This window comes from Nocardia sp. NPDC004123 (assembly GCF_053603795.1).
On the sequence record NZ_JBSGGG010000001.1, the window covers coordinates 313,808 to 336,592 of the forward strand.

General features: G+C 68.4%; 16 protein-coding genes. 10 read left to right on the forward strand and 6 right to left on the reverse strand.

Going from position 1 to position 22,785, the window contains the following annotated elements; all coding sequences use genetic code 11:
- Positions 1 to 2: 2 nt before the first annotated feature.
- Positions 3 to 587, forward strand: a complete 585-nt coding sequence (locus ACWEQQ_RS01460; protein WP_452344426.1) for a dTDP-4-dehydrorhamnose 3,5-epimerase family protein — start codon at positions 3 to 5, stop codon at positions 585 to 587.
- A gap of 177 nt (positions 588 to 764) precedes the next feature.
- Here the strand turns inward: ACWEQQ_RS01460 and ACWEQQ_RS01465 are convergent, their stop codons facing one another.
- Positions 765 to 2,156: an MFS transporter gene (locus ACWEQQ_RS01465; RefSeq protein ID WP_452346868.1), complete on the reverse strand. Its 1,392-nt coding sequence runs from the start codon at positions 2,154 to 2,156 to the stop codon at positions 765 to 767.
- 161 nt (positions 2,157 to 2,317) lie between these two features.
- Here ACWEQQ_RS01465 and ACWEQQ_RS01470 point away from each other — a divergent pair, with 161 nt between their 5' ends.
- Entirely contained in the window at positions 2,318 to 2,731 is a 414-nt protein-coding gene (locus tag ACWEQQ_RS01470; protein WP_452346764.1) for a MarR family transcriptional regulator, read from the forward strand.
- Here ACWEQQ_RS01470 and ACWEQQ_RS01475 read toward each other — a convergent pair.
- Both ACWEQQ_RS01475 and ACWEQQ_RS01480 read right to left on the reverse strand, forming a co-directional pair.
- Positions 2,728 to 3,600, reverse strand: coding sequence for a helix-turn-helix domain-containing protein (locus tag ACWEQQ_RS01475; protein ID WP_452346765.1), 873 nt, complete (start codon positions 3,598 to 3,600; stop codon positions 2,728 to 2,730). The two genes, ACWEQQ_RS01470 and ACWEQQ_RS01475, sit on opposite strands and share 4 nt — an antisense overlap.
- Positions 3,601 to 3,729: 129 nt before the next feature.
- The gene (locus ACWEQQ_RS01480) at positions 3,730 to 4,317 is read right to left on the reverse strand and encodes a DUF4282 domain-containing protein (RefSeq protein WP_354838582.1); all 588 of its coding nucleotides are present in this window, start codon (positions 4,315 to 4,317) and stop codon (positions 3,730 to 3,732) included.
- A 350-nt stretch (positions 4,318 to 4,667) separates the two neighbouring features.
- On the opposite strand from ACWEQQ_RS01480, the gene ACWEQQ_RS01485 reads away from it, so the two are divergent.
- The 3 genes from ACWEQQ_RS01485 (at position 4,668) to ACWEQQ_RS01495 (ending at position 8,609) form a co-directional block, all read left to right on the forward strand.
- On the forward strand, positions 4,668 to 5,132 hold the full coding sequence (locus tag ACWEQQ_RS01485) for a hypothetical protein (protein WP_379393126.1): 465 nt from the start codon (positions 4,668 to 4,670) through the stop codon (positions 5,130 to 5,132).
- 205 nt (positions 5,133 to 5,337) lie between these two features.
- Positions 5,338 to 7,551: a molybdopterin-dependent oxidoreductase gene (locus ACWEQQ_RS01490; protein ID WP_452346766.1), complete on the forward strand. Its 2,214-nt coding sequence runs from the start codon at positions 5,338 to 5,340 to the stop codon at positions 7,549 to 7,551.
- A gap of 440 nt (positions 7,552 to 7,991) precedes the next feature.
- Positions 7,992 to 8,609, forward strand: a complete 618-nt coding sequence (locus ACWEQQ_RS01495; protein ID WP_452346767.1) for a pyridoxamine 5'-phosphate oxidase family protein — start codon at positions 7,992 to 7,994, stop codon at positions 8,607 to 8,609.
- Positions 8,610 to 8,621: 12 nt separating this feature from the next.
- Here the strand turns inward: ACWEQQ_RS01495 and ACWEQQ_RS01500 are convergent, their stop codons facing one another.
- Positions 8,622 to 9,077: a GtrA family protein gene (locus ACWEQQ_RS01500; protein ID WP_354838570.1), complete on the reverse strand. Its 456-nt coding sequence runs from the start codon at positions 9,075 to 9,077 to the stop codon at positions 8,622 to 8,624.
- Between the two features lie 65 nt (positions 9,078 to 9,142).
- Here ACWEQQ_RS01500 and ACWEQQ_RS01505 point away from each other — a divergent pair, with 65 nt between their 5' ends.
- The 4 genes from ACWEQQ_RS01505 (at position 9,143) to ACWEQQ_RS01520 (ending at position 15,685) form a co-directional block, all read left to right on the forward strand.
- Positions 9,143 to 10,648: an FAD-binding protein gene (locus ACWEQQ_RS01505; RefSeq protein WP_452344422.1), complete on the forward strand. Its 1,506-nt coding sequence runs from the start codon at positions 9,143 to 9,145 to the stop codon at positions 10,646 to 10,648.
- Positions 10,645 to 11,406, forward strand: a complete 762-nt coding sequence (locus tag ACWEQQ_RS01510; protein WP_354838564.1) for a decaprenylphospho-beta-D-erythro-pentofuranosid-2-ulose 2-reductase — start codon at positions 10,645 to 10,647, stop codon at positions 11,404 to 11,406. Before ACWEQQ_RS01505 ends, ACWEQQ_RS01510 begins: the two co-directional genes overlap by 4 nt.
- A 175-nt stretch (positions 11,407 to 11,581) precedes the next feature.
- Positions 11,582 to 13,516: a galactan 5-O-arabinofuranosyltransferase gene (locus ACWEQQ_RS01515; RefSeq protein ID WP_452344421.1), complete on the forward strand. Its 1,935-nt coding sequence runs from the start codon at positions 11,582 to 11,584 to the stop codon at positions 13,514 to 13,516.
- 303 nt (positions 13,517 to 13,819) lie between these two features.
- Positions 13,820 to 15,685, forward strand: a complete 1,866-nt coding sequence (locus ACWEQQ_RS01520) for a glycosyl transferase (RefSeq protein ID WP_452346869.1) — start codon at positions 13,820 to 13,822, stop codon at positions 15,683 to 15,685.
- Here ACWEQQ_RS01520 and ACWEQQ_RS01525 read toward each other — a convergent pair whose 3' ends face one another.
- Both ACWEQQ_RS01525 and ACWEQQ_RS01530 read right to left on the reverse strand, forming a co-directional pair.
- Positions 15,686 to 17,335 carry a serine/threonine-protein kinase gene (locus tag ACWEQQ_RS01525; RefSeq protein ID WP_452346768.1) on the reverse strand — a complete coding sequence of 550 codons (1,650 nt, stop codon included), beginning with the start codon at positions 17,333 to 17,335 and terminating at the stop codon, positions 15,686 to 15,688. It abuts the gene before it with no gap.
- A gap of 14 nt (positions 17,336 to 17,349) precedes the next feature.
- Positions 17,350 to 19,227 carry a serine/threonine-protein kinase gene (locus ACWEQQ_RS01530; protein WP_452346769.1) on the reverse strand — a complete coding sequence of 626 codons (1,878 nt, stop codon included), beginning with the start codon at positions 19,225 to 19,227 and terminating at the stop codon, positions 17,350 to 17,352.
- A 158-nt stretch (positions 19,228 to 19,385) separates the two neighbouring features.
- Here ACWEQQ_RS01530 and ACWEQQ_RS01535 point away from each other — a divergent pair, with 158 nt between their 5' ends.
- On the forward strand, positions 19,386 to 22,637 hold the full coding sequence (locus tag ACWEQQ_RS01535) for an arabinosyltransferase domain-containing protein (RefSeq protein WP_452346770.1): 3,252 nt from the start codon (positions 19,386 to 19,388) through the stop codon (positions 22,635 to 22,637).
- Positions 22,638 to 22,785: the final 148 nt, after the last annotated feature.

Consider the following 22,785-nt stretch of genomic DNA (forward strand, 5'->3'; position numbering starts at 1 on the left):
GCATGCGGATTCGGGAACTGTCGGTGCCGGGCGCGTGGGAGTTCACGCCCCGGCTGCACGGAGACGAGCGCGGCGTCTTCTACGAGTCGTTCAAGGCCTCGGAATTCGAGAAGGCGGTCGGACGGCCCTTCGACCTGCTGCAGGTCAATATCTCCACCTCCGCGGCGGGTGTGCTGCGCGGCATCCACTACACCGAGAATCCGCCCGGGCAGGCCAAATACGTGACCTGTGTGCGCGGGGCGTTCCTGGACGTGGTGGTGGACCTGCGCCGCGACTCCCCCACCTTCGGCCGCTGGGACGCGGTCGTCATCGACGATGTGGAGCGCAAGTCGGTGTTCCTGGCCGAGGGCCTGGGGCACGCGCTGCTGTCGCTGGAGGACGACTCCACCGTCAACTACCTGTGCTCGCTGGAGTACTCCCCCGAATTCGACCGGGACCTGGACGCTTTCGACCCGGACCTGGCCATCGCGTGGCCGGCCGTCGGCCGTAACGGCGAACCGCTCACCTTCGTCCGCTCGGACAAGGACGCCGCGGCCCCGCGCCTGGCGGAGCTCCCCCGCCTCCCCGCCACCTCAGCGGACGGCTGAGAGCCGTTACCCGTGGCGCCGGTCGGGTGCCAACCCGACTCCGGACGTCCCCGGTGAGTTACCCGGAGCCTTGCGAAATCAGTTGTTACGCAGCCGGGGCGCACCGCGTAATGCGATGCGCCCCGGCAATTTTCGAGGGCCGCGCCCGTGTGAGCGGCGAGCGGACCCGGTGTCATGTCAGCCGACCAGTTCGACCTCCAGGTCACGGGCCTCCTGGCGGCGGGCCCGCAGCCTCGGGAGGAAGACCGTGAGGGCGACCAGGGCGCCGACGATGGAGACGCCGGCGGCGAATTCCAGGCCGGGACGGTAGGTGTCGAGCATGGCCGCGGGGGTCGGGCTGCTCGGCACGCTCGAGGTGACGATGGCGGTGGTCACCGCGAGCACGATGGCCGCGCCGACCTGCATGGCGGTCTGCAGCACACCGGCCGCCAGGCCCTGCTCGTCATCGTCGATGCCGCTGGTGGCCTGGATATTGATGGCCGGGAACCCGACCCAGCCGATGCCGACCAGCAGCACCGCGGGCAGCAGCACGGTCAGGTAGGACGGTGCGGTGTCGATGCGCAGGTACAGCAGGTAGCCGACGGCCATGATCACCATGGTGATCGCGATGATCGGGCCGGTGCCGAAGCGGTCGACCAGCTTGTCGGAGACGAAGGCCGAGGCGACCACCAGCAGACCGACCGGCAGCAGCGCCATCGAGAGCTTCAGCGGCGACCAGCCCAGGGTGTCCTGCAGGTACAGCGTGGTGATGAACTGCCAGCTGAAGTACGAACCGGCGACCGCGATGATGGCCAGGCTGGCCCGGACCAGGGTGGGCTTGCGCAGGATGCCGAGCCGCACCAGCGGGTAACGCACCTTGCTCTCGGCGTAGACGAACGCCGCACCCAGCACGGCCACCGCGACGAACGATCCGATGGTGCGGGCCGAGCCCCAGCCCGCCTGCGGCGCCGAGACCACGGTGTAGACGAGCAGCAGCATGGTGGCGGTGGACAGCAGCGCGCCGATCAGGTCGTGTCCGCCCTCCTCGGCGGGCTTGTCCTTGGGGACGAGGAAATACGCGGAGGCCAGTGCGGCGAGGGCCACCGGAACCGGGAGCAGGAAGGTCCAGCGCCAGCCGAGACCGGTCATCAGGCCGCCGAACAGCAGGCCCATGGAGTAGCCGCCGGCGCCGAAGACGGTGTAGATGGACAGCGCCTTGTTACGGGCCGGTCCCTCGTGGAAATTCGTGGTGATGATGGACAGACCGGTCGGCGCGGTGAACGCGGCGGCCAGGCCCTTCACGAAGCGGGTCAGGATGAGCAGCGCCGGCGAGCTCACCAGCGCGCCCGCGAGCGAGGCCAGCGCGAAGACGGCCAGGGCGATCAGGAAGACCTTGCGGCGGCCCAGCAGGTCGGCGGTGCGGCCGCCCAGCAGCAGCAGGCCGCCGTAGCCCAGCACGTAACCGCTGACCAGCCACTGCAGGGTGGAGGTCTGAATGTCGAGTTCGGTGCCGATCGACGGCAGCGCGACGCCGATCATCGATACGTCGAGGCCGTCCAGGAACAGCACGATGCACAGGGTGATGAGCATGCCCCAGAGCCGGGCGGTCCACTGCGTGGTATCGGCCGCGGTGCTCACTGCGGGGCGGGTCTCGGTGGAAGTCACGAGAAGCGACAGTACATGCGCGTGCATCAAATGCACAAGCATTTAATGCAGTTGCATATTTTTGCTGGACAGACTAGGATGACCGCATGCCGAAGCCGACAGCGCCCGTCGACCGGCCCGTCATCACGCCGGTGCAGGCGTCAGGGCTAGTGGGCGAGTGGCGCGATCTGCTGGCCCGGCACGCGACGACCTCGTGCGCTCTGGAAAAGGAACTGCAAGGCCGCCACCACATCGGGCTCAGCGAATTCGAAACCCTGGACCGCCTCGTCGAATCCGGCAGCGACAGCTGCAAGATGAGCGATCTGGCCAATGACATCTATCTCAGTCAGAGCGCGCTCTCCCGCACGGTGGCGAGACTCGAGCGCGACGGACTGGTCGACCGCACGCTGTGTACCGAGGATCGCCGCGCGATCTTCGTCTGCGTCACGGAAAAAGGGCGCGAACTGCATCGGCAGGCCGCGCCCACGCACCGTGAGGTGCTGGCCCAGAATCTGGGCTAGACCGCCGCGCGCAGCGTCTCGATGACCGGAAGCGCGTCCACCGCAATGGAACTCACCGCCGCGAAGGCCTCGCGGTAGCGCTCGACCTCGTGCTCCTTGTCCAGATACGAGGAGCCGGTGAGGGCTTCCACGTACACCACCGGCGGCTCGGTGGGTTCGCCTGCGGCGGTGGGGAATTCGAGCAGCACGAAGCGGCCCGCGTCCATGCCGTGGTGATAGCCGCACTCGGCGGGCAGCAGCCGCAGCCGGACATTGGGCAGTTCGGCGAGTTTACGCAGCCGGTCCAGCTGGCCGCGGGTCACGTCGTCGTCGCCGATGCGATGCCAGAGCACCGCCTCGGCGATCACCACATCCAGTTGCAGCGGCGATTCCGCGCGGGTGAGCAGCGACTGGCGCGCGGTCCGCACCCGGACCCGGCGGTCCAGCTGTTCGGCGGAGATGTCCGGGTAGGCTCCGGCCAGCACCGCCCGGTAGTACTGCTCGGTCTGCAAAAGCCCTGGCACCAGCTCGTTCTCATAGCTGGTGAGCCGGCTCGCCGCCTCCTCGAGCCCGATGTAGACCTCGTAGCCCTCGTCGATCACGTCACTGAACTCGGTCCACCAGCCGCGGGCCTTGGTCTCCCGGGCCAGCGTGGTGAGCGGTTCGATGGCGTCCTCCGGAGCGCCGTAGATGCGGCACATGGCCTCGACATCCAGACTGCGCAAAGACGTCTGTCCAGTTTCGATTCGCCAGATCTTGGCCTCGGACCATTCCAAGCGCTGCGCGGCCACCCGGGTCGTCATGCGCGCGCGATTGCGCAGGTCGCGCAGGTGCCGGCCGAGCTGGCGGCGCGGCACGGTCGATCCGGTAATCCCCTGCGGTAGAGCCATTCGTCCCCCTAAAACAGTGTTGCGATCGCATTGTTGCACAGGAAAACTCAGCGATCCATGGACGCGGGACGCGGCCTGGGGCGCAGATTTCGCACCGCCCCGTGGCCAGGATAGCGGCCGCCGACCGGCCTACTTCCGGGACGAGCGCCGGCGGAAGCGCCAGAACTGAACTGCCTGAACATCTTTGGACAGCTGATTGACCGGTTCGGCCACATCCGAGAGGGCTTGGAACAGATCGTCGGCCATATCGGAGATGTGCGCGACCCGGGCCGCCAGCCGGGAGGCATTGAGCACGAACTCCAGCAGCAGGCGCACCACCGCGGCGATCACCAGGCCCAGCGGGACCGCGAACACCACCGCGAACACGATGCCCAGCCAGGCCGAGATTCGCCACAGCCCTATGGTTCCCACGATCGGGATGGCGACGGCGCTCGCCAGCCCCAGCAGATACGCCAGGGGCAGCAGCGTGCGGGTGGCGGCGCGCTGGAACTGCAGGTCCAGCAGGGCGCGGGCGGCGTCCACGCTCCAGGAGCCGAAAGCGCCTGGGCTGGCGAAGGGTTCGACCGGCTCCTCGGCCTCCTCGTCCGCGGCCAGCCGCCGGGACATGCGGCGGGTGGCGGACTCCTTGAAGGCGGCCCAGCGCCCCTCGGTGATGATCTCGTCGAACTCGTCGTATTCCTCGAGTTCGGCCGTGTTCCCGCCCGATTGATCGGTCATGCCGACGATCTCCTCTCCCGCAGACCTTTTCGGCCGACTCAGTGTCTCCGGTAACGCCGGGGTGCCGCAGGACGAGCCAGTGTGGTGTAGAACACGTCACGCTCGCGGGCGGGCGCTGGGCTCCGGATCCGACGGCAGACCCCTTGACGGTGTTGTCGCAGGCAGGGCCGCCACCTCGAGGTCGTGTCGCAGCTGGGCCATGGTCACCATCGGGTCGGAACAAACCGGACGAATGCCCCTCCGGGACACAACCGGAAGCGAGTTGAAAAAGAAGGTGTAACACCATGAACCCCCCGCTCCGATACGAGGCACAGAGCAGGAATCAGAACTACCGGGGAATGGAGAAACCAGTGCGTACGACGTTTTCGTCAGCCGTTGCGGAATCCGCGCAGGACTACATCCAGCGCGGCTGGACGGTCGCCGAAACCGCCAATGGCGTGTGCCTGGTCACCGACGAGAACATCGCGGGCATCGAGGTCACCGGCGACACCGCCGCCTTCGTGCGCCGCTACCTACGGGCCAATGACCTGACCGGCCCGGTCATCGAGATCCCGGGCGCCGAGCGCCGCGAGATCCACCTCGTCACCGGCCTGCGCAAGGCCGAACGCGCCATCGAGGCCCTGCGCGAGTCCGGCGTGGTCGTCTACGCCGACGGCGCGGGCATCCCGTTGCCGCCGACCAAGCTGTCCGCCGGCGCGGCCTGCTGGGGCGTCGCCCCGCACGAGGCCCGCTGGATCCCGCCGGTGGTCGCCATCGCCGCCGGTGTCCGCGCCGCCGCCAAGGGAGCGCCGCAGGCGGCTCGTATCGCTTCCTGACGCCGCCGGCTCTCACAACTACACGAAACCCGCGAGTGCACCCCGGCGCTCGCGGGTTTTGCCGTGTCCATATCCGAACGTTGCGAATTAAGCGATAACGGACATAATCCGAGGCTCCGGCAGTGGCGGCCGCCGGGAGCCCGCGTCCGGCATTCCCGGCGGCCAGAGGTGTTCCGCCCGGTACGTTTCCGGGCGATCATGAGGTATGACCCACGTCACGGACAGCCCCCGGACATTGCTACGCACCTGCCCGCTCTGTGAGGCGGTGTGCGGCCTCGAGCTCACCCTGGACAGCACCGATCACATCGTCTCGGTGCGCGGTGACCACGCCGATCCCTTCAGCCGGGGTTTCATCTGCCCCAAGGGCGCCACCCTCGGACATCTCGACGCCGATCCGGATCGGCTGACCGCGCCCATGATTCGCGACCGCGCCACCGACACCTGGCGGGAGGCGAGCTGGGACGAGGCCTTCGGGGTGATCCGGGAGCGCCTGCCGCGGGTGACGGCCGCGCACGGCAATCAGGCGGTGGGGCTGTACCTGGGCAATCCCAATGCCCACACCGTGGCCGGGGCGCTGTACGTGCCGCTGCTGATCCGGGCGCTGGGCACCCGTAACCTGTTCTCCGCCAGCACCGCCGACCAGATGCCCAAGCAGGTGTCGAGCGGGCTCATGTTCGGTGATCCGCTCACCGTGGCGGTGCCGGACCTGGACCGCACCGGCTACCTGCTGATGCTGGGCGCGAATCCGCTGGAGTCCAATGGATCGCTGTGCACCGCACCGGATTTCCCGGGCCGGTTGAAGGCGCTGCGGCAGCGCGGCGGGCGGCTGGTGGTGGTGGATCCACGGCGCACGCGCACCGCCAAGCTGGCCGACGAGCACGTGTTCGTGCGGCCGGGCAGTGACGCCTACCTGCTGTTCGGGATCGTTCACACGTTGTTCGCGGAGGGTCTGACCGACGTCCGGGTCGAGGTGAACGGGCTGGACGAGGTGCGGGCCGCGGCAGCCGAATTCACGCCGGAGCTGGTGTCCGGGCGCACCGGCGTGCCCGCCGAGACCATCGTGCGGATCGCGCGCGAGCTGGCCGCCGCGCCGACGGCCGCCGTCTACGCCCGGATCGGCACCTGCACGGCCGAATTCGGCACGCTCACGCAGTGGCTGGTGGATGTCGTCAATGTGCTCACCGGCAATTTCGACTCGCCCGGCGGGGCCATGTTCGCGACGGGGGCGGCGCTGGGCATCGTGCGGTCGCGGCCGTTCCGCCTCGCGCGCTGGGCCAGCCGGGTGCGCGAATTGCCCGAGGCCATGGGCGAACTGCCGGTGGCCACGCTGGCGGACGAGATCCGCACGCCCGGCGACGGGCAGATCCGGGCCATGGTGACGGTGGCGGGCAATCCGGTGCTGTCCGCACCCAGCGGCGCGCGCCTCGACACCGCCTTCGCCGGACTGGAATTCATGGTGAGTGTGGACCGCTACCTCAACGAGACCACCCGCCACGCGGACGTCATCCTGCCGCCCCCGCGCATCCTGCAGTCGCCGCACTACGATTTCGCGCTGCTCAATTTCGCGGTCCACAACTACGCCCGCTACTCGCGGCCGCTGGTGCCGCTGGGCGCGAACGAGCTGTCCGAGGCCGAGGTGCTGGCGCGGCTGGCCCTGGCCGTCTCGGGCCAGGAAGCCCAGCCCGGGCTGGATCCGCTCGGCGCGGTCGACGAGATCGTCATCGCCGGGACCCTGCACAAGGCCGGCCTGGCCGACCGCCGCGGCGAACTGCTCGGCGCCGACACCACCGAGCAGCGGCTGGACCTGATGCTGCGCCTGGGCCCCTTCGGCGCATGGTCCACCATGCCGGACGACGAGAACGAATGGCGCGGCAAGCTGAATCTGCAAGTGCTGCTGGACAATCCGCACGGCATCGACCTGGGTCCGCTGGAGCCCCGGCTGCCGGGTGTGCTGCGGACGGCCTCTCGCCGGGTCGAGCTGGCGCCCGCCGAACTGCTGGCCGACCTGGACCGGCTGCGGGCCCGGCTGAGGGTCGAGCGGCCGGAGATGGTGCTGGTGGGGCGGCGGCAGCTGCGATCCAACAACAGCTGGCTGCACAATGTGCCGCCGCTGGTGGGCGGGTCGAATCGGTGCACGCTGCACATTCATCCCGAGGACGCGGCGCGGCTGGGGTTGAACGGGCAGGCCGTGGTGAAATCGGCGGCGGGCACGCTGACCGTGGACGTCGAACCGACCGAGGACATCATGCCCGGTGTGGTCAGCCTGCCACACGGCTGGGGACACGGGGACAGCACGCAGACCGTCGCGCGTGAGCACGCCGGGGTGAATGCCAATGTGCTGACCGATGATTCGCTGGTGGACGCCCCGTCCGGGAATGCCGTGTTCAATGGTGTGCCGGTGACGCTCACCCGGGTGTGAGGCGGAGCCGGACCACACCGCGCGTTGCGACCGGAGCCGGTGCGCCCTGAAAGACCTCCCGGTATTTATGTTTCGAGCACCGAAGATCGGCGCCACCTAGGGGGATGACGGCCGCACGACACCCCGGCAGCTCTGCGAAATGGACAAATCAGGAATGCGAAATCCCCTTGTCCCCTGGGGATCTCGCATTCCTGCGGTCCGAAACGACGAGCAGCATCCCCACAGCTAAGGGCCGAAGGTCCCTTGTGGACCCTTCCATCCGGGAGGATCCTCCCCCGGGAAGGTTTGTCCGGCAACAGCCGAGAAAGCCCCACCAGGGCAGATATGCCGGTTCACGCATTTGCCACACGAAAATAGTTAAACCGTATAGGATTTCGGATGGCCGAAGTTCGTGGCCGAGCCTCTTCCATCCGGTATTCAGCTACCAAAGGGGGCGCACGATGCCCGGTATCAGAAACGGCAGCGACGGCGAACGGGAACTGCAGGAGCGATACGGTACCGAGGAACGGGCACAACGCTTCTACTCCGATCAGGTGCGAGATCGGCTCAATACCCACATGATCGATTTCATCCGGCGCATGGACATGGCCTTCATCGCCACCTCCGACAAGCACGGTGAATGCGATGCCAGCTTCCGGGCCGGCAAAGCCGGCTTCCTGCACGTGATCGACGATCGCACCGTCGCCTATCCCGAATACCGCGGCAACGGCGTCATGGCCAGCCTCGGCAATATTCTCGAGAACCCCCACGTCGGCATTCTCATGATCGATTTCGTGCACGACCTGATCGGCCTGCACCTCAATGGCACCGCGCGCATCGTGGACGACGCGCTCATGCGCCGCTGTGTCCCCGACCTGCCGGCCGATACCCGGGGCCGCATTCCGGAGCGCTGGGTGGTGGTGGATGTGGAGGAGGCCTACATCCACTGCCGCAAGCACATTCCGCACCTGGTCCCGGCCCAGCGCGAGCAGCGCCAGTGGGGTACCGACAATGTGCGCGCCAAGGGCGGCGACTACTTCCGGGCGAAGGAAGAGACCAACGCCCTGGTCGAGTCGTGACTTCAGCGCCGCCTAGTCGATCTTGAAGATCACCGCGCGCTGGACAATGAAGTTGATCACGGTGGCGGTGCCCTGCGCGACGCAGAAGGCGAGCCAGATCCGCCACCACGCATCGGGCAGCGCGTAATAGCAGAGCTGGTTGATGCCGACCTGCAGCGCGAAGGTCACCGCGTACAGCAGCACCACCGCGATGAAGCGCTTGCGGCTCGGCTCGGCCTGGAAGGTCCAGCGCCGGTTGATCAGGTAGGCCGTGGTCGTGCCCGCGATGAAGCTGATGGACTTGGCCACCGGCAGCGGCAGTCCGACCAGCTTGAACAGCAGCGTGTACAGGCCGAAGTCGACGATGGCGGACAGGCCACCGGTGACCGCGAATCGGATGATCTGCGTCTTGAGATCAACCTCCGTACCACCCGGTTCATCGACGAGGGGCAGCTCGGGCGGCAGGGGCAGATGGGGTTCCGCGGTCACAACGCAGAAGAGTAATGCCCGGGACAAAGGACACAAGCCTCGAGACGGTTATGCCTGTAGCCTCTATGCCGATGTCCACGAAAGCTCAGACCACCACCGCGGCCGCCACCGAGCCCAGCTCGGCAGGCGAGGGCCCCGTCGTAGGCAAAGACACAGCGGGCACGGCGTCATCGGGTTCGTTCGACCTGCCGACGCAGACCCGGCGCCTGACCGGGTGGGGTCGCACCGCAGCCACCACCTCGGAAGTGCTCTCCACCGATGACCCGGAGCTGATCGCCAAGGCGGTCGCCATGGTCGCGGAGGACAACGACTCCAAGCCCGCGCACCTGCGTCGCGGCGTCATCGCCCGCGGCCTCGGCCGTTCGTACGGCGATCACGCCCAGAACGCGGGTGGCCTGGTCGTCGACATGACCGCACTCAACCGCATCCACCGCATCGACCGGGACTCCCGGCTGGTGGACGTGGACGCGGGCGTCAGCCTCGACCAGCTGATGAAGGCGGCGCTGCCGTTCGGCCTGTGGGTTCCGGTGCTGCCGGGCACCCGGCAGGTGACCGTGGGCGGGGCCATCGGCTCGGACATCCACGGCAAGAACCACCACAGCGCGGGCAGCTTCGGCAATCACGTGCGGTCCATCGATCTGCTCACCGCCGACGGCAAGGTGCAGACCATCGGGCCGAAGAAGAACGCCAAGCTGTTCTGGGCCACCGTCGGCGGCAATGGCCTGACCGGCATCATCCTGCGTGCCACCATCGAGATGACGCCCACCGAGACGGCGTACTTCATCTCCGACGGCATCAAGACCACCGGCCTGGACGAGACCATCGCGGTCCACAAGGACGGGTCCGAGGAGAACTACACCTACTCCTCCACCTGGTTCGATGCGATCTCCGGGCCGCCGAAACTGGGACGCGCCAATGTGTCTCGCGGACGGCTGGCGAAGCTCGACGAGCTGCCGAAGAAGCTGCGCAAGAATCCGCTGAAGTTCGATGCGCCGAATCTGCTGACGGTGCCGGATATCTTCCCGAGTTTCGCGGCCAACAAGTTCACGCTGGGGATGGTCGGCGAGGCGTATTACGCGCTCGGCGGCAACTACACCGGCAAGCTGATGAACTTGACGCAGTTCTACCACATGCTGGACGTGGTCTCGGAGTGGAATCGGGCCTACGGGTCCAAGGGATTCATCCAGTACCAGTTCGTGCTGCCGCCCGAGGCGCTCGATGAATTCACCAAGATCATCGTGGATATCCAGCGTTCGGGTCACCATTCGGCGCTCAATGTGCTGAAGTTCTTCGGCCCGGGCAACCCGGCGCCGCTGAGCTTCCCCATGGAGGGCTGGAACATCTGCGTCGACTTCCCGGTCCGCCCCGGTCTCAATGACTTCGTGCGCGAACTGGACCGGCGCGTCCTGGAATTCGGCGGACGTCTCTACACTGCCAAGGATTCGCGCACCGACGCGGAGACCTTCCACAAGATGTACCCGCGGATCGACGAGTGGATCAAGATCCGCCGAAGCGTGGATCCCACAGGCGTTTTCATGTCCGATATGGCGAGAAGGCTGGAGCTTCAGTGATCAACGCGGTAGGGAACCCGCAATCCATTCTGCTGCTGGGCGGCACCTCGGAGATCGGCTTGGCGATCTGCGCCGAGTACCTGAAGAAGGGTCCCGCGCGCATCATCCTGGCCGCCCTGCCCGGTGACCCGCTGCGCGAGGACGCCGTGTCGCAGATGAAGGCCGCCGGCGCCTCCGAGGTGCAGGTCATCGACTTCGACGCGCTCGACACCGACAGCCACCCGGCCGTGATCGACGCGGCGTGGGCGGACGGTGACGTCGACGTGGCCATCGTCGCGTTCGGCATCGACGGTGACGGCGAGATCTTCTGGCAGGACCAGCGCAAGGCCGTCATGATGGCCGAGATCAACTACACCGCGGCGGTTTCCGTCGGCGTGCTGCTCGGCGAGAAGATGAAGGCGCAGGGCTTCGGCCGCATCCTGGCCATGTCCTCGGTCGCCGGTGAGCGCGTGCGCCGGTTCAACTTCGTCTACGGCTCCACCAAGGCCGGCCTGGACGGCTTCTACCTGGGTCTCGGCGAGGCGGTCGCGAAGTTCGGTCCGCGCGTCACGGTCATCCGCCCCGGCATGGTGCGCACCCGGCTCTCCGCGCACGCCAAGGAGAACGGGCTCACCGTGAACAAGGAGGACGTCGCCCTCCTCGCGGTCGCCGCCTCCGAGAAGGGCAAGGAAATCGTCTGGGCCCCCGGCGTTTTCCGCTACGTCATGATGATCCTGCGCCACGTGCCGCGCCCGATCTTCCGCCGCCTCCCCATCTAGGCGACACGTTCTCGCACCGATACGCATGCCGCGTCCGGCACCCGGGCGCGGCATGCGCCGTTCCGGCCCGAAGACCCCGGACATCGGTGGTTGGGCCCGGCGGTCGGGTTCGCGTGCACCGCACTGGCTAGGCTGGCGCGCGGTCCATGGACACGAATGCGGAGGCAGGGTGCGGATGAGCGAGCGGGCGAGCGGACGGCTGGGGGTGCTGGCGCGCCAGGCCGGTGGGGCTGTCGGAGAGGCAGTGCTCGCCGCGGTGGTGGCGGGCGTGGTGGCGGCGGTCGGGCTCGAGGCGTTCGCGACCGTGCACTGGCCGGCCTTCAACTCCTCCAATGTGACTCGCGCGCTCACCACCGTGGGGCAGGTGGCCGCCCTGGCCGTGCTGGTGGTCGCAGTGGTGCTGCTGCGGTTGCACAGGTGGCTCCGGCTGGCGAAAGTGCTGTCCTGGGCCGGACTTTCGGCCTTCGTGACCGTGACGCTGGGCATGCCGCTGGCCGCGACGAAGCTGTACCTGTTCGGGATGTCCGTGGACCAGGAGTTCCGGACGCAGTATCTGACGCGGCTGACCGACAGCGCGGCGCTGCACGACATGAACTACATCGACCTGCCGCCGTTCTATCCCGCGGGCTGGTTCTGGATCGGGGGCCGGTTCGCCAGTCTGACCGGGATGGCCGGGTGGGAGGCGTTCAAGCCCTTCGCGATCATCGGCCTGGCAGTGGCGGCGGTTGTCGCTCTTGTGCTGTGGTCCAACCTGATCCGGGCGGACTGGGCGGTGGCTGTCGCCGCCGCGACCACGGCGGTGACCCTCGCCTACGGCTCTCCCGAGGCGTACAGCGCGGTGCTCACCCTGCTGCTCGGACCCGCACTCGTGCTGGCCTGGGGTGCGCTGCACCGGCCAGCCGAGGTCGGCGGCGATGCGACGCAACCGACCGCGGGCGGATGGGGAGCGGTGCTGGGTACCGGCCTGTTCCTCGGGCTCGCCGCCACCTTCTACAGCCTGTACTTCGGTGTCGCGGTATTCGCGGTGTGCCTCATGGCGGTGATCGCCGCGGGACTCTCGATCCGGGCACGGCACACCTGGCGGGCGATCCTGCCGATCCTGGTGCGGCTCATCGGAATCGGTGCGGTTGCGGGCCTGCTGGCGCTCACCGTGTGGACGCCGTTCCTACTGAAGTTCCTGTCCGGCAAAGCATCTCTCGGCTCGGGCTCCGCCTTCCACTACCTGCCCGAGACGGGCTCACGGCTGCCGCTGCCGATGACCGAATTCAATCTGCTCGGCGTCTTCTGCCTGGCCGGGACCATCTGGCTGGTGCTGCGCGCGGCGAGTTCGCGTCGTGCGCAGGCGCTCGGCATCGGCGTCGTCGCCATCTATCTGTGGTGTCTGCTGTCCATGGCCGCCACGGCGGCCGGGACCACGCTGCTGTCGTTCCGGCTCGAATCCCCGCTCCTGGCACTACTGTCGGCCGCCGGCGTGTTCGCCTTCGCCGAGGGCGCGCGGGCGATCTACCAGGCGCTGAACGAGCCCGGGCGGTTCCGGATCGCCGCGGCGGCGGTCGCGGTGGCCGGTGCGATCGGGTTCAGTCAGGGTATTCCGACGGTGCTGGCGGCGGAGATCACCACCGCCTACACCGATACCGACGGCAATGGTTTCCGTGCCGATACGCGGCCGCCGTCGGCGGTGTCGAACTACCGCGAGGTCGACGCCACACTGCTGGAGCAGACCGGCCGGCCGCGTGACGCCAGCGTGGTGCTCACCGCGGACACCAGCTTCCTGGCCATCTACCCGTACTACGGATTCCAGGCTCTCACTTCGCATTACGCGAACCCGCTGGCCGACTTCGCGGCGCGCACCGCCGAAATCCAGCGCTGGAGCACGCTGAAGACGCCGCAGGAGCTGACCGACGCGCTGAACCACTGCCGCTGGCGTGCGCCGGATGCCTTCCTGTTCCGGCGCTCGGGCGACGACTACACGCTGCGGCTCTCGCAGGACGTGTACCCGAACGACCCGAATGTGAAGCGTTTCACAGTGTCCTTCCCCAAGTCGCTGTTCGACGACGCGCACTATCGGATCACCAATATCGGACCGTTCACTCTGGTTGTGCGTGTCTGAACACCTGTGCGAGACCAGGATCACTTATCCCCAGAAATCCTCCGGTTTCTGTGGATAAACACCGGTTTCTGTGGATAACTGCATGGCTTGCCAGTGCAATCCCAGTCGAACGCGGTAGCGTGGGCCGCTGATTGCAAGGCACCCAAGAGTTTGCGTTGCAAGGCACCGAGGAGTTGGCGCGTGAAACAGGGGTGGGCATCCAGCCCGGGGGACGACGGCGGTTCAGCGGTAGCGGTTCTCGACCACGCCGCCCCGGAAACGGTTTCCCCCAAGCTTTCTCGGCCACAGCGCGTCGCCCGCCGCATCCGGCTGGCCCGCGCCGATCTGATCGTCGCCGCGGCCTATCTGTCGCTGGCGGTGCTGGTGCTGTCGGGTCAGTGGCTGCACACCGATCGCGGCTACCTGATCAAGAGCGGCCAGGATCAGACCATGTGGGAGTGGTTCTTCGCGGTCACCGCCCACAATGTCGCGCATCTGGAGAACCCGCTGGGCTCGCTGCTGCAGAACTATCCCGACGGCGTGAACATGATGGCCAATACCGCCATGTTCGGCGTCGGCGTGCCGCTCACCCCGGTCACCCTGATGTTCGGGCCGACCGTCACCTTCGTGCTGGTGCTCACCGTGGGCTTGTTCGGGACCGCGTTCGCCTGGTACTGGCTGTTCGCACGGGAACTGGTGGCGTCGAAATTCGCAGCGGCCGTGGGCGGTCTGTTCTGTGGCTTCGCCCCGGCCATGATCTCGCACGCCAACGCACACCCGAATTTCGTGGTGCTGGCGCTGCTTCCGCTGATCGTGCTGCAGCTGATCCGGATGGCCCGGCGCCTGGATGGTTCGCGGCGCAAGCGCGGGGAGGCGGAGCGCTCGTTCTGGACTGACGGAGCGGGGGAGCGAAGCGGAGGAGCGGAGGAGGGAAGAACGAGACCTTCAGCGCCGCGAACCCGCCCGGAGCGAAGCGGAGGGCAAATTAAACACAGCTTTCTGCTGGGCCTGCTGGTGGCCCTGCAGATCGCGCTGGGCGAGGAGCCGCTGCTCATCTTCGCGCTGTCCTTCGGCGTCTTCGCGCTCGTCTACCACCTGCACACCCCGCGCACCGGGTGGCGCGCGCTGCGCGCCATCACCCCGACCGTGCTGCTGGCCGCGCTGATCACGGTGGCGCTCACCGAGATTCCGCTGTGGTGGCAATTCTTCGGCCCGCAGTCCTACCGGTCCATCGAGCACGGGCCGATGAACAACGACCTGAAGGCGCTGTTCCAGTTCCCGTCCGAGTCGCTGGGCGGGATGTTCTCGCACGGGCAGAACGTGGCCATCAATCCGACCGAGGAGAATTCGTACTTCGGCTGGCCGCTGTGGATCGTGGTCACGGTGGCCGTGGCGTTCATGTGGCGGGAGCGGGCGGTGCGCGCGGCCGCCGCGGTGATCGTCGCGTTCACCGTGCTGTCACTGGGCGCGACCCTGATGATCGGCCATCACAACACCGGCATCACCCTGCCGTGGAAGCGGCTCGAGGATGTGCCGCTGCTGAATTCGGTGCTGGAGTCGCGCTTCACCATGGCCGCGATTCCGGCCATCGCCCTGATCCTGGCGCTGGCCACCCAGCGCGCCCTGGACTACTGGAAGGTCTCGGCGACCGACTGGCGGCCGCTGGCCCTGTTCGGCGCGCTGGCCTTCGCCCTGCTGCCGCTCACCCCGACCATCCTGCCCGCGGTGCAGCGCCCGCCCACCCCGGACTTCTTCGCGGATGGCACGGTGCGCCAATACGTTTCGCACGGTTCGGTGGTGGTCGCACCGCCGCCGACCCCGCCGGACGCCCGCGCGCTGCACTGGCAGGCCGACTCCGGCTTCGAATTCCCGCTCGCGGGAGGCTATTTCGTCGGCCCGACCGGCACCTCCAAGAAGGGCCGCTACGGCCCGGACGACCGGCCCACCGCGAGCCTGCTGATGAAGGCGCAGCGGTCCAACACCATTCCGGTGGTGGACGACGCCACCCGGGCGCAGGCGCTGGCCGATCTGCGCTACTGGCGCGCCGACGTGGTGGTGCTGCCGCCCACCGACAACAGCGACACCCTGCGCCTGACCGTCGACCAGCTGATCGGATTCCCCGCCCGATACGTCGACGGCGTCTGGCTCTGGGACGTGCGCGACCTGGTGGGCGCGAACGCTCCGGCGTAGTCAGCCGACGCGGGTGTAGGTGACGTAGCCGCTGGTCGAGAGCGCGCGCGTGATCCTGCCATTGCTCAGCAGCAATTCGTGGGTGCTCTGCGGGTTGCAGCCGGAGCCGCCGGAGACGAGGGTGCCGGCGCCGACCGTGATGTCGCCGGCGCCGGGAACGCCCAGCAGGCGATAGTCGAAGACACAGATCGGCCGGTTGTCGCGCAGCACCGTGGAGGTCACCACATCGTCGTTCAGGTTGCCCTGCCGGATGACCAGGCGGTAGTCGTCGGCATTGGCGTCGCTGGTGCCCGCCCACTGACCGATGAAGTCGCCCGGCACCCGGCCCGCGAGAGTCGAGGGCGGCACGGCGGCGACCGGGGTCTGCCCGCCGGTGGACATTGCGGTCGCCACGGTCGGCACCGACGCGGATACCGGTGCGCCACTTGTTCTTCCGTGGCTCTCCAGATCGACCGTCACCAGGATGGCGCCGCCCGCGATCACGGTCGCGGCCAGCACCGCCAGCAGGCCGGTGAGCACGCCGCGGCCCACCCCGGACCCGGTCCGCGCCGGTTCCGGGACCCGATGCCGGTGCGGCGCAGCGTCTTCGAACGATCCGGTGCTCGCACCGTAGGCCACGCCGTACGCGGGTGCGCCGGGCTCGGTGTAGTAGCGCCCCGGACCGAGCACGGTCGGATCGGTGCGGGGCGAACGCAGCAGGGCCGGATCGGTGTGCGGTGAACGCAGCACCGTCGGATCGGTGCGGGGCGAACGCAGCGCGGCCGGATCGGTGACGAAGCCGATCGGCGGCGTGGTCAGCACGGTAGGTGTGGTCGCCACTCGCCACGCCGCCCAGGCGGCCTCGGCGAAATCCGTACAGCTGGGGAACCTTTCGTCCGGATGCTTGGCCAGCGCACGGTCGAAGACGGCGTCGAAGCCCGCGGACAGATCGGGGCGCACCTGCGTGACGTGCAGGGGCGGCGTGCTGGTGTGCGCGTAGATCAGCCCCGCCAGATCGGTGGCCAGGAACGGCCGGGATCCGGTGAGCAGCACGAAAAGCGTGCAGGCCAGCGAGTATTGATCGGTGCGCGGATCCAGGAAGCGGCCCGACACCTGCTCCGGCGAGGCGAAGGCGAAGGTCGCGGAGATGTCCCCGGTCCTGGTGACGTGGGTGGTCTCGTCACGCAGCCGGGCAATGCCGAAGTCGGTCAGCAGGGCCCGTTCCGGGCGGCCGTCCTCGGCCGGGGAGAGCATGATGTTCGACGGCTTCACATCCCGGTGCAGCACGCCCTTGCCGTGCGCGTAGTCCAGCGCGGCGGCGATGCCGCCGCCGACGCGCAGCGCCCGCTCGGGGGCCAGGCCCGAAAGACTGTCCGCGTCAGGGCCTGCCACGAACTGCATGGCGATCCACAGGCGTCCGTCGTCGAGGCCGCGGTCGTACACCGACACGATGTTCGGATGGTCGAAGCGGGCGGTGATGTCGGCCTCCCGCTCGAAGCGCCGCCAGCCCTCGGCGTCGGCGGTCACCTCGTCCCGGTTGAAGACCTTGAGGGCGGCCAGGCGCGGTAGCCGGGGATGCCGCGCGGCATAGACGGTGCCCGAACCCCCGGCCCCGATCCAGCGTTCGATGAGGTATCCGGCGATCTCCTCGCCCGGCTTCAGATCGGCCATGGTCGCGCACCTACCTACTTCAGGGGAGCCCTTTCGAGCCAGTCGGTCAGGAGGCTGTTCACCGTGTGCCCGGGCCAGCGCAGCACCATGACGAAGCGCGATCTCGGATCACCGTCGGGAAAGGAGACGGCGGCGAGCGCGCGATGGGCGTCGGTGTCCTGGGTGGCGGCCGGATCCACGCCGGCAGCCGTGGTGACGGTCAAGGCACCGGCCACGTCCTCGTGGGTGCGGGTGGTGATGTGGGCGTTGTTGCCGAAGAAGATCGCGGCGACGGAACTGCCCGGCCGGGTGTCGAAGTCGAAGACGTCGAAGTGCACCTGGCCGGTGCCGTCGTCGCCATTGCACAGCACGCGATGCGCGCCCTGCGCCGCCTCGCCCGGACCCGGATCCCGCGGCCGGCAGGACCCGCCCTGCCAGCCCACCGCGGTGCCGGTGGAGGCGAGCTGCCCGACCAGGCTGGGGAAGGCGCGGGCGATGGCGGCGGCGTCGCGCCCCCAGGACGAGACCAGCGTATTCGCACTGCTGTACGTGATCAGCCCGCTCACATCGGTTTTGCGGCTGATCCGTCCGTCGGGCAGCAGGGTGAGGGTGGTGGGACCGTTGGCGCGGCAGGCATTGGCCGGCTCCCGGACCACGATCTCGGAGGTGCCGATGATGAGGCGGTCGCCCTCGTGGGGCACCCGGTCCAGCGGCGCGGAGAATTCGCAGTGGAACGGAGAACCGTCGGGCAGCACGCCGTCCACGCGATTGGACAGCACCGGATCGCCGATCTTGGCCTGCTGCACGGTCAGCCGGTAGTTGGTCTGCCCCTCGGTGGCCAGCCAGGTGCCCACGAACGTGTCCGGCACCAGGCCCGGACCGGATCGGGCCGGTGGCGAATCGCCCTGGTGCAGTGCGAAACCCACGCCCGCGGCCGTCACCGCGGCCACCGCCACCGGGACCAGGACGCGCCGGTGTAAGACGCGCTGCCACAACGGTTTCCGGCCCCAGCTCCGGAGGTGCCGGGGCGGCGGATGCGGCAGCAGACCGGCCGCGGCGGTCACCGCCAGGGCCGGATCGGAGTAGTACGCCTGGGTGGCGGCAAAGGCGAAATCCGCGCAGCTGTCGAAGCGGTCCTCCGGATCCTTGGCCAGGGCCCGGTCGAAGACCTCGTCCAGGGCTGCCGGCAGCTCGGGATTCACCTCGCTCGGGCGCAGCGGCCGCTCCCGGGTGTGGGCGTGCACCCAGCCCAGCGGATTGTCGGCGCGGAACGGCCGGCGGTCGGTGAGCAGCACGAAAAGTGTGCAGGCCAGCGAGTATTGGTCCGAGCGCGGACCCACCGGCAGCCCGCTCACCTGCTCCGGTGATGCGAAAGCGAAAGTGGCGGAGATATTTCCGGTATGGGTGTGTTTGGTGGTCTCGTCGCGCAGCCGGGCGATGCCGAAGTCGGTGAGCAGGGCGCGCTCGGGGCGGCCGCTGTCGGGATCGGCGATGAGGATGTTGGAGGGCTTCACATCCCGGTGCAGGACGCCCTTGCCGTGCGCGTAATCCAGTGCGGCAGCGATCTCGGCGCCGATGCGCAGGCCCCGATCCGGCGAAACATGGTGCAGTTCAGCGGCATCCACACCGTCGATGTACTGCATGGAGATCCAGAACTGGTTCTCGGCGACGCCGCGGTCGTAGACCTGCACGATATTGGGGTGGTCGAAGTGGGCCGCGATATCGGCCTCGCGCTCGAAGCGCCGCCAGACCTCGTCATCCTCGGCGACATCGTCGCGCTTCAAGATCTTGAGGGCCGTCAGCCGGGGTAACCGCGGATGCCGCGCCGCGTAGACGACGCCCGAACCACCGGCCCCGATTCGCCGCGCGATCACATACCCGGCGATGATTTCGCCAGGTCGCAGCTCGGTCATGCTTCCTCTTCGTCTTCCGGCCCGGCCCCACGCCCAGTTCGGATAACAACCATCCTGACGGACATCCGCCGATTCGGCTACAGGTCAGCCGGTTCGAGGCGGCTGGAACGCCGGGAGATGTACAGACGCCGCGGGCGCGATGGTTAGAGTCGGTGCTCGTGCGCGCAGACTCCCGAGCGTTCCACCGCCTCCGCATCCTCGCCCTGGTGTCCGGGTTACTCGGATTCCTGCTGGCGGTGATCACGCCGATCCTGCCGGTGAACCAGGACCGGCCGACACTGCGTTGGCCGCAAGGGGATACGGCCGACGTCGCGGCGCCACTGGTGTCGTACGTGCCGTTGAGCCTGGACGTGAGCCTGCCGTGCCAGGTGCTGCGGGAACTGCCGACCGGCACGTTGTTCTCGACCGTGCCCGCGGCTTCGGGGCAGGCCGAGTCGAAGGGCCTGGTCGTCAAGGTCACCGACGAGCCCGGCCAGGGACGCACGGTATCGGTGCTGGTGCGGCTGATTCCGCTGCTCAGTGCGCCGGCGGCGGAGATCCAGGACTGCACGGCGATCACCGTGCATTCGGACGCCGCCGAGACCCGGGTCGAATTCGCCGGGGTGCACCGCCAGGACGGCACGCCCTTCGCCGGCCGGGTCGGCGGGGACACCCGGCCGCAGGTGGTGGGCCTGTTCACCGATCTGAAGCGGGATCAGCTCGGGAACGCCTCCGCCACCGTGGATATCGACGCGCGCTTCACCTCCAGCCCGACCTGGGTCAAGCGCCTCGCGACGCTCGGGGCGGTGCTGTTCACCCTGCTCGCCCTCTACGCCCTGCACCTGCTGGACACCTCCGACGGCCGCAAGCCGCGCCGATTCCTGCCCGCGCACTGGTGGCGGGTGCGGCTCGCCGACGTCGCGGTGCTGGGCACGCTGGTGGTGTGGCACCTCATCGGCGCCAACACCTCCGATGACGGCTACATCCTGAATATGGCTCGGGCCTCGAAGGTTTCGGGCTACATGGCCAACTACTACCGCTGGTTCGGGGTGGCCGAGGCGCCCTTCGGCTGGCCGTACGAGGTGCTGGCCTGGATGACCCGGATCAGCGATTCGAGCCCGTGGATGCGCCTGCCCGCACTGCTGGCCGGCATCGTGTGCTGGCTGGTCATCAGCCGGGAAGTGCTGCCGCGCCTGGGTTCGCGGGTGCGACGCGACACCATCGCCATCTGGACCGCGGGACTGGTGTTCCTGGCCGCCTGGATGCCCTACGACAACGGCCTGCGCCCGGAGCCGCTCATCGCCGCGGGCGCGCTGCTGACCTGGTGCTCCATCGAAAGGGCCGTGGCCACCGGGCGTTTGCTGCCCGCCGCCGTGGGCGTGCTGATCGCGGCCTTCTCGCTGGCCGCCGGGCCGACCGGGCTCATCTGCATCGCGGCGCTCATCGCGGGCGCGCGGCCGGTGCTCATGGTCGTCAACAAGCGCGCCAAGGGCCCGGGATCGTGGCTGCTGCGTTACGGCGCGCTGCTGGCGCCCGGCGTGGCCGCCGGAACCCTGGTGCTGGTGGTGGTTTTCGGCGATCAGACCCTCGCCTCGGTCATGGAGGCGACCCGGGTGCGCAAGCTCATCGGCCCCAATGTGGCCTGGTTCGACGAGCGCACGCGCTGGGACGCGCTGCTCATGCTCTCCCCCGACGGCTCGCTGGCCCGCCGCTTCGGCATCCTGGCCATGCTGCTGTGCCTGGGCGTGTGCGTGATGGTGATGCTGCGCAAGAACGGCCGCATCCCCGGGACCTCGCGCGGGCCGTCGGCGCGGATCCTGGGCATCATCTTCATGTCGCTGTTCCTGATGATGTTCACGCCCACCAAGTGGACCCACCACTTCGGCGTGTATGCCGGACTGGCCGGATCGGTGGCGGCGCTGGCCGCGGTCGCGGTGGGGCTCAACGGGATTCGCTCGCCGCGCAACCGGACGCTGTTCACCGCCGCGGTGTTCTTCCTGCTGGCCATGACCTTCACCGGGCCCAACGGCTGGTGGTACGTGTCCAGTTACGGCGTGCCGTGGTTCGACAAGGCGCCGCTCATCGCCGGCAAGGGCTTCTCCACGCTGTTCCTGGGACTGGCGGTGCTGTGCCTGCTCATCGCCGCCTACCAGCACTTCCGCGAGCCGTACACGCAGCCGAAACCGGCGCGCGGCTTCGACAAGTTCGCCAGCATGCCGCTCACCATCGCGGCGGCCGTGCTGGTGCTGTTCGAGGTGCTGTCGCTGGCCAAGGCGGCCGTCGGCCAGTACCCGGCCTACTCCATCGCGGAGTCGAATCTGCGTGCGCTGCAGGGTGATTCGTGCGCGCTGGCCAACGAGGTGCTGGTGGAGACCGATACCGCCGATTCGCTGCTGCACCCGTGGACCGGATCCGACGCCGACGGTCTGTCCGCCGAGAGCACCGGATTCACGCCCAATGGCGTCGCCTCCGACCTCACCGCGGACGCGGAGGAGACCGTCACCGGCGGGGCCAACTCGGTGAACGAGAAGTCCGGCAACAAGACGTCCAAGACCACGGGCGCGGGCACCGGCGGCGGCAAGAGCGAAGAGGCCGGCATCAACGGCAGCTCCGTCGCCCTGCCCTTCGGCCTGGACCCGGCCAAGACTCCGGTCGAGGGCAGTTACTCCGATGGCGAGCAGCAGGTTTCGAAGCTCACCACCCAGTGGTACAACGCGGAGAAGCTGACCACTCTCCGCAATGATCCCGCCTACAAGGTGCTGGTCGTGACGGCCGCGGGGCGCATCCGGTCCTTCAACAAGGACGGTGTGGAGACCTACGGGCAGGACCTGTTCGTCGAGTACGGCACCCGCGACGCCCAGGGCACGGTCACGAACACCGGGCGGATCCGGCCGATCGATATCGGCCCGAGCCCGTCCTGGCGCAACCTGCGCGTGCCGCTGGATCAGATTCCCGCGGGCGCCAATGCGATTCGCCTGGTGCTCAATGACGCCGACATCACCCCGCGCCAGTGGCTGGCCGTCACCCCGCCCCGGCTGCCCCGGCTGCAGACCCTGAATTCCCTTGTCGGCGACAGCGCTCCGGTGCTGGAGGACTGGCACGTCGGCCTCGCCTTCCCGTGCCAGCGCCCCTTCGATCACCACGACGGCGTGGCCGAGGTGCCCGAATGGCGCATTCTGCCGGACCGCGTCGGCCAGGACGCCTCCAATGCCTGGCAGGACGACATCGGCGGCGGCCCACTGGGCTGGACCGGATTGCTACTCAAGTCCGAGACCCGGCCGTCGTACCTGAATCACGACTGGAGCCGGGACTGGGGCTCGCTCGAGAAGTTCACCCCCTATGTCCCGAATGCGAACTTCGCGCCGACCCTGGACGTCACCGTCCAGTCCCGCTCCGGCCTGGCCAAGGATTCGCCCATCAAGACGAAATGAGAGGTGACCACTGATTTCGTGAGGTGAGGGTAACTCGTCGGGTACGGCCGAAATCGGGTTGGCACCCAACCGCCGGCACACGTGCGAAACTGGCAACGGCTCCCACGCCGTGCGCCCAGTCTCGGGGAGGCCGGGGGACTACCATCAG